General features: G+C 54.1%; 15 protein-coding genes, 1 tRNA gene and 1 riboswitch. Of the genes, 4 read left to right on the top strand and 12 right to left on the bottom strand.

What is annotated here, in order from left to right:
• Positions 1–26: 26 nt before the first annotated feature.
• Complete coding sequence (locus tag RHK62_RS08640; RefSeq protein WP_206199621.1) at positions 27–287, bottom strand: ParB N-terminal domain-containing protein; 261 nt, start codon at positions 285–287, stop codon at positions 27–29.
• A gap of 145 nt (positions 288–432) precedes the next feature.
• Here RHK62_RS08640 and RHK62_RS08635 point away from each other — a divergent pair, with 145 nt between their 5' ends.
• Entirely contained in the window at positions 433–1,767 is a 1,335-nt protein-coding gene (locus RHK62_RS08635; RefSeq protein ID WP_206199620.1) for an alkaline phosphatase PhoX, read from the top strand.
• A 93-nt stretch (positions 1,768–1,860) separates the two neighbouring features.
• Here the strand turns inward: RHK62_RS08635 and RHK62_RS08630 are convergent, their stop codons facing one another.
• The 6 genes from RHK62_RS08630 to RHK62_RS08605 form a co-directional block, all read right to left on the bottom strand.
• Positions 1,861–2,304 (bottom strand): DUF4278 domain-containing protein, encoded by a 444-nt coding sequence (locus tag RHK62_RS08630; protein ID WP_206199619.1) that lies wholly within the window; start codon positions 2,302–2,304, stop codon positions 1,861–1,863.
• A gap of 39 nt (positions 2,305–2,343) precedes the next feature.
• Positions 2,344–2,456, bottom strand: a riboswitch (Glutamine riboswitch).
• Positions 2,457–2,630: 174 nt separating this feature from the next.
• The gene (gene rpmA, locus RHK62_RS08625; RefSeq protein WP_206199618.1) at positions 2,631–2,894 is read right to left on the bottom strand and encodes a 50S ribosomal protein L27; all 264 of its coding nucleotides are present in this window, start codon (positions 2,892–2,894) and stop codon (positions 2,631–2,633) included.
• A 1-nt stretch (position 2,895) separates the two neighbouring features.
• Positions 2,896–3,231, bottom strand: coding sequence for a 50S ribosomal protein L21 (gene rplU, locus RHK62_RS08620; RefSeq protein ID WP_206199617.1), 336 nt, complete (start codon positions 3,229–3,231; stop codon positions 2,896–2,898).
• A 118-nt stretch (positions 3,232–3,349) separates the two neighbouring features.
• A complete protein-coding gene (locus tag RHK62_RS08615) occupies positions 3,350–3,754 on the bottom strand; it encodes an FHA domain-containing protein (protein ID WP_302677943.1) in 405 nt (134 codons plus the stop codon).
• Between the two features lie 42 nt (positions 3,755–3,796).
• Complete coding sequence (locus RHK62_RS08610) at positions 3,797–4,243, bottom strand: Rrf2 family transcriptional regulator (RefSeq protein WP_302676304.1); 447 nt, start codon at positions 4,241–4,243, stop codon at positions 3,797–3,799.
• On the bottom strand, positions 4,240–5,775 hold the full coding sequence (locus RHK62_RS08605) for a SagB/ThcOx family dehydrogenase (RefSeq protein ID WP_310453580.1): 1,536 nt from the start codon (positions 5,773–5,775) through the stop codon (positions 4,240–4,242). Before RHK62_RS08605 ends, RHK62_RS08610 begins: the two co-directional genes overlap by 4 nt.
• A 121-nt stretch (positions 5,776–5,896) precedes the next feature.
• On the opposite strand from RHK62_RS08605, the gene RHK62_RS08600 reads away from it, so the two are divergent.
• A complete protein-coding gene (locus RHK62_RS08600) occupies positions 5,897–6,427 on the top strand; it encodes a pentapeptide repeat-containing protein (RefSeq protein WP_206199613.1) in 531 nt (176 codons plus the stop codon).
• On the opposite strand, the gene cbiE is transcribed toward RHK62_RS08600, so the two are convergent.
• Both cbiE and RHK62_RS08590 read right to left on the bottom strand, forming a co-directional pair.
• Positions 6,418–7,665, bottom strand: a complete 1,248-nt coding sequence (gene cbiE, locus RHK62_RS08595; RefSeq protein ID WP_302677941.1) for a precorrin-6y C5,15-methyltransferase (decarboxylating) subunit CbiE — start codon at positions 7,663–7,665, stop codon at positions 6,418–6,420. The two genes, RHK62_RS08600 and cbiE, sit on opposite strands and share 10 nt — an antisense overlap.
• The gene (locus RHK62_RS08590) at positions 7,662–8,276 is read right to left on the bottom strand and encodes a cobalt-precorrin-8X methylmutase (protein ID WP_310453579.1); all 615 of its coding nucleotides are present in this window, start codon (positions 8,274–8,276) and stop codon (positions 7,662–7,664) included. The genes cbiE and RHK62_RS08590 overlap by 4 nt, the downstream gene beginning before the upstream one ends.
• Before the next feature lie 36 nt (positions 8,277–8,312).
• Between RHK62_RS08590 and RHK62_RS08585 the strand changes: the two genes are divergently transcribed.
• Positions 8,313–8,397: transfer RNA gene (locus RHK62_RS08585), tRNA-Ser, on the top strand.
• A 150-nt stretch (positions 8,398–8,547) separates the two neighbouring features.
• Positions 8,548–8,844: a hypothetical protein gene (locus tag RHK62_RS08580; protein ID WP_206199610.1), complete on the top strand. Its 297-nt coding sequence runs from the start codon at positions 8,548–8,550 to the stop codon at positions 8,842–8,844.
• Here the strand turns inward: RHK62_RS08580 and murQ are convergent.
• From murQ to pdhA, 3 genes are all read right to left on the bottom strand, one after another.
• Positions 8,841–9,767: an N-acetylmuramic acid 6-phosphate etherase gene (murQ, locus tag RHK62_RS08575; RefSeq protein WP_310453578.1), complete on the bottom strand. Its 927-nt coding sequence runs from the start codon at positions 9,765–9,767 to the stop codon at positions 8,841–8,843. The genes RHK62_RS08580 and murQ overlap by 4 nt on opposite strands.
• Positions 9,764–10,333: a glyoxalase-like domain protein gene (locus RHK62_RS08570; RefSeq protein WP_310453577.1), complete on the bottom strand. Its 570-nt coding sequence runs from the start codon at positions 10,331–10,333 to the stop codon at positions 9,764–9,766. Before RHK62_RS08570 ends, murQ begins: the two co-directional genes overlap by 4 nt.
• 470 nt (positions 10,334–10,803) lie before the next feature.
• Positions 10,804–11,832, bottom strand: a complete 1,029-nt coding sequence (pdhA, locus tag RHK62_RS08565; RefSeq protein ID WP_206199607.1) for a pyruvate dehydrogenase (acetyl-transferring) E1 component subunit alpha — start codon at positions 11,830–11,832, stop codon at positions 10,804–10,806.
• Positions 11,833–11,916: the final 84 nt, after the last annotated feature.

Raw genomic sequence — 11,916 nt, 5'->3', positions numbered from 1 at the left:
ACACTGAGGCGAATCTGACAAGATGCCTAGGCAAGGTGCAGCTTCAGTACCGAACGGGGCGCCCGGCGGACTCGTGCCCGAATCGTCGGCAGTCCGAGCCGTTGACAGGCTTCGTAGCGATGACACCCCGAAAAGCCATAGTACTGCCCTTCGACTTCAAGGACATCAATGGGTTCCTGCTGGCCAATTTCCGCAATGGAGGCCATCAACGCTGCGACTTTTGCAGGATCCGTTTGCCGAATCAGGGGACGACGAATGGCATTGAGGGGCAAATCGATCACTCGCATTGACTTATCCAAACTCATTATGACTTTATTTTAGCAAGCGATCTGCAATCGGCCACAAAATGCCCTTGAATAACTTCCTAAGTTTGCAGTAAGACAATAGGGGTCGGCTTTTAGCCGTTGGTTGTGCAGTTTACATGGGTTTTTTATGGGTTTGCAACGTCGTCGCTTCCTCACCCTTGCCGCCGCCGGTATGGGGGCAGCACTGTTTCCCCAAGGATTACAGCTTCTCTATCAACGGGCCGCCCAAGGTGAACTGCTGACCACACGCGGATTTGGCCCCTTGGTGCAGGATCCCAATGGCCTGTTGGATTTGCCGGCAGGCTTTCAGTATCGGGTATTTTCCAAGCTGGGCGATCGCCTGAGTGATGGTACCCCCGTCCCGACGCTCCATGATGGCATGGCCGCCTTCCCCGGCCCCGATGGCACGACCATCCTTGTGCGCAACCATGAGATGTATCCGGGGCTACCCCGTGCCTTTCAGGGGGTGGTGGCTCCCAAGGAGCGGATGTATGACCCCATTGCCCCCGGCGGCACCACTACACTCGTGGTGAGCAAAGATCGGCAACTCCTCAAGCATTACGTTTCTTTGGCCGGTACCTCGCGCAATTGTGGTGGCGGCAAAACCCTTTGGGGCAGTTGGATTAGCTGCGAGGAAACCATTTCCACGCCCGAACATCCTGCCAACCGCGGTCCGGTGCAAAAACGCCACGGCTACAACTTTGAAGTACCGATCAGTGCCCAAGGCCCCGTGACGCCAGTTCCCCTCAAGGCAATGGGGCGCTTTCAACATGAGGCGATCGCCATCGACCCGCAAACGCATATCGTCTATCAAACAGAGGATCGCGGCGATAGTCTCTTTTATCGCTTTATTCCCAAGGAACCCACCAACCTTGCTGCTGGCGGCCAACTCCAAGCCTTGAAAATCAAACGCTACCCGAAAATTAACACCGGTCAGGATTTTCCCCTGCGCAAACCCTTTGAAGTGGAATGGGTAAATATCACCCAGCCTGACCCCCCCCTCGACACCGTGCGCTATGAGGGCTACGACAAAGGGGCAGCCCAATTTGTACGCGGTGAAGGCCTCTGCTACCACAATGGCGAATTTTACTTTACAGCCACCAGTGGTGGTGAAAAGCGGCTAGGCCAAATCTGGCGATACCGCCCCGGTCGCACCGCAGCAGATGGTGGCACGATTGAGCTGTTTGTCGAGTCCCCCGGCAAAGAGGTTCTTGATTATCCCGATAACTTGACGATGGCCCCTTGGGGAGACCTCATTTGCTGCGAAGATGGCGACGATGCCATTAATCGCCTCATTGGTATCACCCCCCAAGGAGAGCTATACACCTTTGCGCGCAATGCCCTCAATGATCAAGAACTGGCGGGGGTTTGCTTCTCACCCGACGGCCAAACCATGTTTGTCAATCTCTACCATCCGGGGATGACCTTTGCCATTTGGGGGCCCTGGGATCGGCGGGGTTAATGCCCACAGCAAAAGGGAGCCAAGAATGACCTGACTCCCTCGTTATTTTCCTACTGACTCAACTCAACACTTCAACCCAGTGTCATTGCTGCCTTAGCTCAGCGCCACAGGGGAGCGATCGTAGGTGGCACCAAAGACGGGGTTAATTTTCCCTTGGATTTGGTTCCAGTAGTGGGCTGCCGTCACCGGCATGCCGATTGCTTCTGCCATCCGGGCAAGGAGGGTTTGTTCACGGCTTTTAATCATCACATGATGTGCCATCGCCAAGGAGCGAGCCATTTCGTTAACCGTTGCTGTCATGGGCACAGAAGCCACATTATCGGCCAAGCGCGCAGCGGGAACACCAGCGGGCTGTTTACCTTTTTGATACTTGACACCCCGATAGGTCATGATTTTTAAGGAGTCTTCCGGTGGATTTGTCGGAGCAGCCACACGATAGGTGCTACCGCGATACTTGGCCACGACATCCGTTGCTTGGGTGTTGATCGCTGGAGGAACGTAGTTGTATTGAACGCCGCGATAAGTAAGAGTCGTCATAATTTTCGCCCCATTTTTATTACAAGGTGGACTGGCTGAGGCGCGTTCCTTCGGGATCTGTTTCCCTACTTCCGTCCCTCGCGAAGGTACAACGCTGACAATTAAACTCGGTCTGAAAAGCGTTTACTGATGTCCTGCGAGAGATGAACGATTTATTTCTGTATCTAATTTAACAATTTCTCGACCTTAAAGCAAGCTGTTCATAGAAATTTACAATAATCGGGTCAACACTTCCTTAGGAGAGTCATTGACTAAGACAACAAAAAAGGCCAACCCCGAGGATTGACCCAATTAGATGATTTTTGAATGTTTATCGAGGAGTGGTTTTAGCCCTCGGCTAGGGGATAGACACTCACGCGCTTGCGATTTTTGCCATAGCGCTCAAAGGTGACCACACCCGCGATCGTGGCAAAAAGAGTATCGTCACTGCCACGACCGACATTGGCGCCGGGGTGAAACTTTGTCCCCCGCTGCCGTACAAGAATGTGACCGGCCTTAACCACTTCACCACCAAAGCGCTTGACACCCAGACGCTGGGCATTGGAGTCACGACCGTTGCGGGTACTACCTGTTCCTTTCTTGTGTGCCATGTTAACCTCCTAGGGATTCACCGTTAAGACGAATCTCGTTGATCATGATGCGGGTCAGTTCTTGGCGATGGCCTTGTTTTTTGCGGGTTTTCTTTTTCGGGCGCATCTTATAGACAATCACCTTGGGGCCGCGACGGTGCCCCATCACCGTACCAGAGACAACCGCACCACTAACGTAGGGTTGACCCACGTGGACTTGGCTATCGGTTTGCACCAGCAACACCCGTTCTAGATCAATTGTGCCCTCTGGCTCGACGGGGAGCCGCTCCACATCGTAAAAGCGCCCGGCTTCAACGCGCAGTTGCTTGCCACCGGTCTCAATGATTGCGTATGCCATAGAAACTAAAAAACTCCTTGCCGTGCAGGTGAGGGGATGCGTGCCTCTTGGAAAACCTGTTCCGTGCAAACTCAACAATTTTTCATCATAAAGTTTATCCCCTGTGGCTGTCAAACCCCTAGCCAACCCAAGGCAGACTGCCGGTTGAACGTTTGCTCAGTTTGGGGCGCTCATCGAGGGAAATCTCCTTAAACATGTCTGGATAGTAAAAAACAATGAGGGTGGTACCCACACAAATGACATCTTCATGGTGGAGGAGGGTGCTGTGCTGAATTGGCAGGCCATTGAGGAGCGTGCCATTGCGACTGTGGTAATCACTAATGAAATAGAGGGGCTGCCCCTTAAAGAGAAAGGCGTTGATGACGGCATGCACTCGCGAGACGTAGGTATCTTTGAGGAGAATATTGCAATCCAGTTGGCGACCAATCGTCCACTGGCGATCGGGACTGAGAATAACTTCCCGTTTCGGCAAACCACGTTCGCGAATGATCAGCCATGCTTTGGGGTAGGTTGGTGCTGACATGGGTGTCTCCCCCCACTCTGGGATGCCCTTAGCCTAGATCGCCTAGACGACAAACGTTGCCCCATCCCCTTGAGCCGCTTGCCAACTACGGGCATCAAAGTATAAATCCTCAAGGGAGATACTGGCCAAGGCATCCTGAAGTTTTTGGTGGAGTCGTTGCCAGAGACTCAAGGTCACCCAATCCGCTGTGCCATCTTCCGGTTGGGGAGGATGCAAAAACAGGGGGGTCGGCGATTCACCAACGGCAGTAAGGATATCCCGCAGGGAAATGGCGGCCGGGGGACGGGCCAGTTGATAGCCCCCATAGACGCCTCGCAGCGATCGCACCAAGCCAGCCCGCCGCAATTCAATCAAGAGTTTTTCCAGATAGGGGGCAGGAATCTTTTGCCGCTCAGCAATGGCGCGCACGGAGGCAGGCCCATAGTTGGGTAACAAACTCAAGTCCAATAGAGCCTTGATACTGTAGTGGCCACGGGTGGTGAGGGTCACGCTGCTTTGCCAACGGTGGTAATGTACAGAACCGCTTCTTGCGGGGGAATGCCCAAGAGATCGTTGACCTGATCATCAAAGAAACCGCCAATGCCACTGACCCCTAGCCCCAAAGCGGTGGCAGCCAAATTGATCCGCTGTCCAAGGTGGCCAGCATCCATGTGGAGGTAGCGATAAGCCCGTTCCCCATAGCGAGCGATCGCCCGCTCCAGATTGGCGGTATGGAAAATCACCACAGCGGCATCGCGACCGAGGTCTTGATTGAGGCAGAGGAAATGCAACTGCTCTTGAAAGTTCTTGAAGCGAATTTGGCGTAACTCATGCTCGGCCACAGCATAGTAGTAGCAGCCCTCCTCTAGATCCTTGACCCGCGTCACGGCAATAAAGGTTTCCACCAATGTCGGGTCAAAGAAACTAGGGGCTTCATCTAGGCCTTGATCGCGGTAGTCCTGAGGATGGTAGGCAAAGGTGAGCAGGGCAGCCAGTTGATCCACTTCAATCCCTTGGCCACTGTACTGACGAGTCGAGCGCCGCTGCAGAATGGTTTGCTGGAGAGCGGCTAGATTGGTTTCCCAGTCAATGATGGTTTTGCTGAGACTCACCCGCAGACCAAAGGGAAAGTTGTATTTACTAGCAGGGGGTTCAGTAGGCTCCTTGGCAGGGGGGCTGGGAGTCTCTTTGGCCATGCCGTAGATAATGTCACTATTGGTGAGGGCACTGGCACGATGGTAAGCCTTCAGTAGCTCGCCACTGGCGATCGCCCCATAGTCATAGCAGGTGGCGGAGGCCAACACTGCGGGGAACGTGGACAAGTTTTCACCCACTTCGAGTAAATTGGCAAGGGCAACCACCGCCAACACCCCCTCCTGTTCTGGATCAAGGTAAAGCAGTTCATTCATTTGGGCATCCACAAAACCACCAATGAAGTGAGCGCGAAAGTCATTGATATTGGCGGCCAGTTCCACATTCCCCAAGAGGTGCCCAATGTCGAGGCAAATGCGGCGATAGGCGCGATCGCCATAACGCCAAGCGGAACGGTAAAAGACGGCTGTCACGATCAGCGCAATGTGCGTCCTTTCTAGCGCTGGATGCCAAAGACAAGCGGCCTGTAGGGCTGACCAAGAATAGCTTTGCCACACCTGCACAAGGGCATGGTCTTTCACTTGGTAGTTATAAATGCCAGCGGGAACGGCGGTGTCGTTGCGAGTGAGGAGATAGATTTCCGCTGGATATAGCCCCCCGGCAGAAGGTGCTGCCCGCATATAAAAGGGCTGATCGGGATAGGGAACCACCCCAGTAATGCCATAGGTACAGTACAACAACCGTGAGAGTCGCTGCCAGTGGGGGTGGGCTGCCCCCTGCTCAGGTTCTAAAAACGGCTTGAGGGAGAAGGACTGACCAAGAGGATAGGTTTTGCAGGGACTGGGCTGGCGACTAAAATCGAGCGGTGCTGCCTGTTGGGCTAAGGTCTCAGGGGCGTACTTGGTGCGTTCGTGGTAATGCTGTGCCAAGGAAAGCGGTTGAAACCCCATTGTGGTGCCTCACCAAGTTAAGAAACCATTAAATAAAATGAACTTCCTCAATAAATCCCCCTACAGTCAAAAAGGTTTAGGTAGAAATACTTAGTCACAGTACAACGCTCTTTATACCATTATGGCCAAATTCAGCAATGAGGAACTATTGGCAGCCTATGCAGCGGGGGAACGAGATTTTCGGGGCAGCGATCTGACGGGTCTGAGCCTTTTTGACACCAACCTCAGTGATGCCGATTTCAGTGAGAGTAATTTGGAAAATGCCTATTTGCCCTATTGCCAGTTGAATCGAATTCAAGCGATTGCCACCAATCTACGCCACAGTGAATTAGGGGATGCTCAGTTGTATCAAGCGAACCTTGCGGCAGCAGATCTTGAAGGAGCCAACCTTGTCCGCACCAACCTGCGATCGGCCAATTTGGAACGGGCAAACCTGCAAGGCGCTAATCTTCAGGGGGCGGATCTGCGCTATGCCAATTTGCGACAAGCGAATCTCCAAGGGGCCAACCTGCAACAGGCCAATTTAGAGCAGGCAGATTTAACGGCAGCCCAGGTACAGCGGTGTAATTTTTTTCGGGCAACGGGTGTTGATCTGTCGGCTGCGGTGTGCGATCGCACCACGGTTTATCCCGATGGCTATTTTTACCCCTGACTCAGGGTGATGAGGGTGACTGGATTGAGGGGATGGAGGCGGTGGCCTTGACCCAAGGGAATGGAGCGGCTGAGTTGCACGTGTAGCACTTGCGGGCTGATTTGCTGGGTTTGACACCAGTGGAGAACTTGGCCTTGGTGTTCGAGGGTGGCGATCGCCAGCACCAACCGGCCGCCAGCTTTCAAGTGTGACCAACAATAGTCGAGATTGGCCAGTAATTGGGCACCACTGCCGCCAATAAACACGCGATCCGGTTGCGGCAAGCCACTGAGGCTCTGGGGTGCTGCTCCTTGGATTGGGATCAGATTGGTCAAACCAAAAGCCTTGCGGTTGCGCTCAATCAGTTGAAAGCCAATCGCCGTTTTCTCGATCGCATAGATGGTGGCTTGGGGGGCAAGGCGGGCGATTTCCACAGCGACACTGCCGGTGCCGGCGCCCACATCCCAAACGGTTTCGATAGTGCCGGTGAGGGCAAGTTCCGCCAAGGCCAATACCCGCACTTCCCGCTTTGTCATCAAGCTGGGGCGATCGCCAAAGGTGAAAAATTGATCATCCCCTAGGCCAAAAACGGGCTGTTCCCGAGGGGGTAGGTGCTGGGGTTGACGCAGGAGCACCACCAAATTCAGCGGATGTACCGGCGGAAGCATTGTCACTGGTTGGGCTAAGTCCCACGGCAGAATGGCTTCGTCTGCACTACCCAAGGCCTGACACACCCACGCCCGATAGGACACAGGCAGGTGCAATGCTTGGTATAAGCGGCTAATGGCAGCAATATTAGCCTCACCATCGGTATAGATGGCAATTTTCTCCACCCCCCGCTGCAACAGCGGCACCAACCCCGCTAAATCGCGACCATGGGCACTGTAGATCACGGCATCCTGCCAAGGGAGCTTGAGCCGACTAAAGGCCAACTGCACCGCACTGAGGTGGGGATGAAACGTCAACTGATCGGGAGTAAAGACTTCGAGCAGCCAGCGTCCCAGCCCGTAAAACAGGGGATCGCCACTGGTGAGAATGACCACTTGGGGGTTCGGGGTTGTTGCCAAGTGGGTTTGAATCGCCTTGAAACTGGCGTTAAAGTCCCGTAGAGACAAGCGGCGGGCGTCTCCATGGGGAATCAACTGAAGATGGCGATCGCTCCCCACCAAAAGCGTCGCTGTGCGAATAATTTCCTGAACTGTTTCCCCCAACCCTGCCAGCCCCTCTAGGCCAATGCCCACCACATGAATCGGGGTCACACTGACTCCTTGCTATCGGCCAACTCCAGCAGGGCATTCACAATCGCTGCCGCCACAGGCGATCCCCCCTTGCGACCGGCAACACGAATTTGAGGCACGGGCAGTTGGGCAAGGGCTGCTTTTGACTCTACAACATTGACAAAGCCAACCGGGACACCAATGACGCCCGCCGGCGGTACACGGGTTTGTTGCAGGCGATCGCACAGGGCAAGGAGCGCCGTTGGCGCATTCCCAACCACAAACAGGGCATCGGGCCACTGTTGCCAAGCGCGGATCATCCCTGCTTCGCTGCGGGTTTGATCGGGAGCGGTGTGGCTGCCATCGTCAAGGGCGGTAATGATCGGATTCTGAAAGGTACGGCTGACCATGGTTTGAATGCCGACCCTGACCATGGCCACATCGGTAATAATCGGCACACCTGAGCGCAGGGCTTGTGTCATGTGGGCGATCGCCCCCGGCGAAATCTCCAGCAGGTTCTTAAACTCAAAATCTGCCGTGCTGTGGATAATTCGCCGCAAAATCGCATAGCTTGGGGCATCAAAAGGGTGAGGACCGATCTCGCGATCAATGATGGCAAAACTGGCTTGGGCAATGGAATGCAGCAGAGACACAGGACTTCTGATAGGATAGTAGAACTGCCTAAACGTGGAGAGATGGCCGAGTGGTCGAAGGCGCAGCACTGGAAATGCTGTGTGGGGCAACTCACCGAGGGTTCGAATCCCTCTCTCTCCGTCCTATTGTTATCTTGCCACCACAGAAGGGATCCCTTGCGGCAACCAAGGGAGAGGTGGCTGCCCTAAAATAGAAAACATAGAGAATACTCCCAACGCAGTTAGGGGTTCTTAAGTGCTTAATTTCTAACCCCCTTGAGGATTCTTTACTATGCGTTTCTCCTCAATCCCTTGGATAGTAATTGCCAGTATGCTGCCTGCTGTACCTGTCTTTGCTAATTCCGCTGCCATTGGCACGATTCAAGTTAGCCCCGAGTTGCGATCGGCACTGCAATCAGCCCCCGATCCTGCGGCAAACCCCAATGCTGTCCCACCTGCGAGTAATATGGCAGAGATTGAAAACAGCCTAGAGATTTCGCCTGTGCCTACTCGCCCCGATCCAAAGGTGTACAGGCAGTTTGAGGAACCCCGCAATAATCGCGGTCTTGGCTTCAAAGTGGGCATTTAGGGGTTCAGGACAGCACTTTTGGCCGCGTGCAGTTGGCCATTGTGTTGATCGAGTAGAGCTTGAGCGGCAAGGGCATCCAGTTCTGTCCAGTACATGAGCAGGGCACGCTTCACTTGGTAGCCACTGCGTTCGAGGAGAGCTGCTGCTGCTGCGCGATCAATCCCCGTGAGATCCGTGAGAATCCGCAGGGCACGATCCAAGAGCTTACGATTGGTGACCGCCACATCCACCATGCGGTTGCCATAGACTTTGCCCAACTGCACCATCACCCCCGTGGAAATGATATTCAGTGCCATTTTTGTGGCAGTACCGGCTTTCAAACGGGTGGATCCAGCAAGGAGTTCAGGCCCCACCAGTAGGCGAATGTCAATGTCGGCAGCCCGCTGTACCTGATCCGAGGGAACACAGGCCATAAAGACCGTAAGTGCCCCTACTGCTTGCGCTGCATCCAGTGCCCCATGAACATAGGGAGTGGTTCCGCCAGCGGTAATACCCATCACCACATCTTGGGCAGTAATCTGGCGATCGCCCACCACGGCGGCGCCATCTTCGTAGCGATCCTCAAGGCCTTCGGAACTGCGCACAAGGGCAGCCTCACCGCCGGCCAGAATGCCTTGAACCAAATGGGGCGGTGTACAAAAGGTGGGTGGACATTCCGCAGCATCCAAAACCCCCAAGCGACCACTGGTGCCGGCACCAACGTAGAAGAGGCGTCCCCCTTGGCGGAGGCGGACTGCTGTGGCGGTAATGGTTTGGGCTAAGGCCTCGCGGGCTTGGGCGATCGCCCGCAGCGTTTGGGCATCTTCCTGATTAAACAGATCAACTAGTTCCAAGGGAGTGAGCTGATCCAGATTCTGGCTGGCGGGATTGATCTGCTCCGTCAAGAGATGACCACGACTAGGGAGTTCTTGGAGGTCTGTCATGGCCGCGCCGAAATTTCTGCCATTTCAATCACGGTGCCGTCGTAGTCCTTGACAAGGAAATTGAGGGGGCGATCGCTGCGCATTTTGTAGCGCAACTGCCGCCGTTGAATCCGCAGCAATAGGAGTTTGAGGCACTCACGGTCAAAGCAGACATGGCGCTGACGGTGGCGTTCCCCCTTGCTGGCACCACTAATGACATGCAGTTGCGTATTTTTCTTGAGTTGGTACCACAACCCATCACTAGGGCTGGGGCGCTTGGGGCTGCTGTAGCTCAAGGCCGAGGGCACATAGAGCGGATCCATCGAAGCCACGCCAAGGGTTTGCTCATAGTTGTAGTAGTAGTGCAGCGGTACATCAGCGATCGGCAAATGCAACTCCTGCTCGTAGAACTGCCGCGCGTGCTCCAAATCCGAGACCATGATCGTATAGACCTTGGGGGCACTGGACAAAAAGAGCCACATCGCCCCTGCGTAGCCCATCAGCAGCATGATCATGATCCCTTGGGTGGAGAATACCCCATCCCAGAGACCATCCAGCCAGGCAAACAAAGGAGGAGTCAACAACATGCCAATGTTCTAGGGAAAGCTCCTTTTATTCTAGTGACTATCCTAGTCAACAGACCCAGCAATGGTTTATTCATTGATAAAAATATATTCTTGACGTTGCTGAGACTGGGATCAGCCAAGGGCTGTAGGGGGGTGGGGCTAGGTTATAATCCCTTAATCTTTAAATAATGTTCTCTTAAACACGAGTTTCCCCTAGAACTGTCGTTGTGAGCTATGCCCCTCAGCGCATTTCGCCAGACGAGTGTTTACCAAAAGACAACACCCCAGCCCCCTGCAACATGCCAAATTCCACTTATTTGTGTTTGCGGTTGCTTCTTAGGCATTTGTTTCCTAGTGTTCAGTGGACTTGGCCAACAGTGGGATATTGCTTTGTCCGAGATTGTCCGAACCGTTTTACCGCGTGAGTTTGCTCCTGTTGCAAAATTGTCCTATTTTTCGGGCAATGCCCCCCTTGCTGGCAGCGGCCCAACCTATTCATCCGCAAAGATGTAGTCGTAGAGTTCTTCGGGCTTAGGCTCAGGACTTTCCTCGGCAAAGGCCACAGCATCATCCACAATCGCTTGTACTTTTTGCTCAATGGCACGCAGGTCTTCGCTAGTGGCCAGTTCCTGCTCCACGAGGTAGGCACCCAGCTTTTTGATCGGATCGCGCTTCAGCCAAAATTCTTTCTCTTCTTTGGAGCGCAGTTCATCGGGATCGGCAAGGGAGTGCCCCCGGAAACGGTAGGTCAAAGCTTCAATTAGGGTGGGGCCTTCACCGGCACGGGCGCGGGCGATCGCTGCCTCAGCCACTGTACGCACCGCCAGCACATCCATGCCATCTACTTCCTCACCCACCATGCCAAAGACCTTGGCCTTCTTGTAGATTTCTGTTTCGGAACTGGCACGCTCATGGGCCATACCGATCGCCCACTTGTTATTTTCCACCACGAAAAGAATGGGTAATTTCCAGAGGGCTGCCATATTCAAGCACTCAAAGAACTGGCCATTATTGCTGGCACCATCACCAAAGAAGCAAGCGGTGACCTGATCGGCCTTGGCATCGCCCATCACCTGACGGCGGTACATCGTCTGAAATGCTGCCCCCGTTGCGACTGGAATCCCCTCAGCGACAAAGGCAAAGCCCCCCAAGAGATTATGCTTAGCAGAAAAGAGGTGCATTGAGCCGCCCCGGCCTTTGCTACACCCCGTCGCCTTGCCAAAGAGTTCAGCCATTACTTCACGGGCAGGAACACCGGCGCTCAGGGCATGAACGTGATCGCGATAGGTACTGCACACGTAATCATCGGGACGCATCGCCTTGATTACACCTGTAGAGACTGCCTCTTGACCGTTGTAGAGGTGGACAAAGCCAAACATCCGCCCCCGGTAGTACATTTCGGCACACTTATCTTCAAAGGTGCGCCCCAGTACCATATCTTCATAGAGCATTAACCCCTGCTCACGAGTAATCGTGGTTTGGGGAATGGACAAAGAGGGCAGACTACGCTCTTGAACCATAGCAGGCAGTGATCAACTTAGGGTAAACGCCGTACCAACAGGGCAAGCCGCCGTTGGCATCACACTATTGTACTCAAATTACAG

This window comes from Thermosynechococcus sp. HY213, assembly GCF_031460975.1.
Classification (GTDB): domain Bacteria; phylum Cyanobacteriota; class Cyanobacteriia; order Thermosynechococcales; family Thermosynechococcaceae; genus Thermosynechococcus.
Note: the sequence above shows the minus strand (reverse complement) of the source record. Positions and strands in the feature narration are given on the sequence as shown.

What these genes read in the sequence shown, in the direction of transcription:
- RHK62_RS08640 (WP_206199621.1), bottom strand. Translation starts at nt 287, where the DNA reads ATGCGAGTGATCGATTTGCCCCTCAATGCCATTCGTCGTCCCCTGATT.
- RHK62_RS08635 (WP_206199620.1), top strand. Translation starts at nt 433, where the DNA reads ATGGGTTTGCAACGTCGTCGCTTCCTCACCCTTGCCGCCGCCGGTATG.
- RHK62_RS08630 (WP_206199619.1), bottom strand. Translation starts at nt 2,304, where the DNA reads ATGACGACTCTTACTTATCGCGGCGTTCAATACAACTACGTTCCTCCA.
- rpmA (WP_206199618.1), bottom strand. Translation starts at nt 2,894, where the DNA reads ATGGCACACAAGAAAGGAACAGGTAGTACCCGCAACGGTCGTGACTCC.
- rplU (WP_206199617.1), bottom strand. Translation starts at nt 3,231, where the DNA reads ATGGCATACGCAATCATTGAGACCGGTGGCAAGCAACTGCGCGTTGAA.
- RHK62_RS08615 (WP_302677943.1), bottom strand. Translation starts at nt 3,754, where the DNA reads ATGTCAGCACCAACCTACCCCAAAGCATGGCTGATCATTCGCGAACGT.
- RHK62_RS08605 (WP_310453580.1), bottom strand. Translation starts at nt 5,775, where the DNA reads ATGGGGTTTCAACCGCTTTCCTTGGCACAGCATTACCACGAACGCACC.
- RHK62_RS08600 (WP_206199613.1), top strand. Translation starts at nt 5,897, where the DNA reads ATGGCCAAATTCAGCAATGAGGAACTATTGGCAGCCTATGCAGCGGGG.
- RHK62_RS08580 (WP_206199610.1), top strand. Translation starts at nt 8,548, where the DNA reads ATGCGTTTCTCCTCAATCCCTTGGATAGTAATTGCCAGTATGCTGCCT.
- murQ (WP_310453578.1), bottom strand. Translation starts at nt 9,767, where the DNA reads ATGACAGACCTCCAAGAACTCCCTAGTCGTGGTCATCTCTTGACGGAG.
- RHK62_RS08570 (WP_310453577.1), bottom strand. Translation starts at nt 10,333, where the DNA reads ATGTTGTTGACTCCTCCTTTGTTTGCCTGGCTGGATGGTCTCTGGGAT.
- pdhA (WP_206199607.1), bottom strand. Translation starts at nt 11,832, where the DNA reads ATGGTTCAAGAGCGTAGTCTGCCCTCTTTGTCCATTCCCCAAACCACG.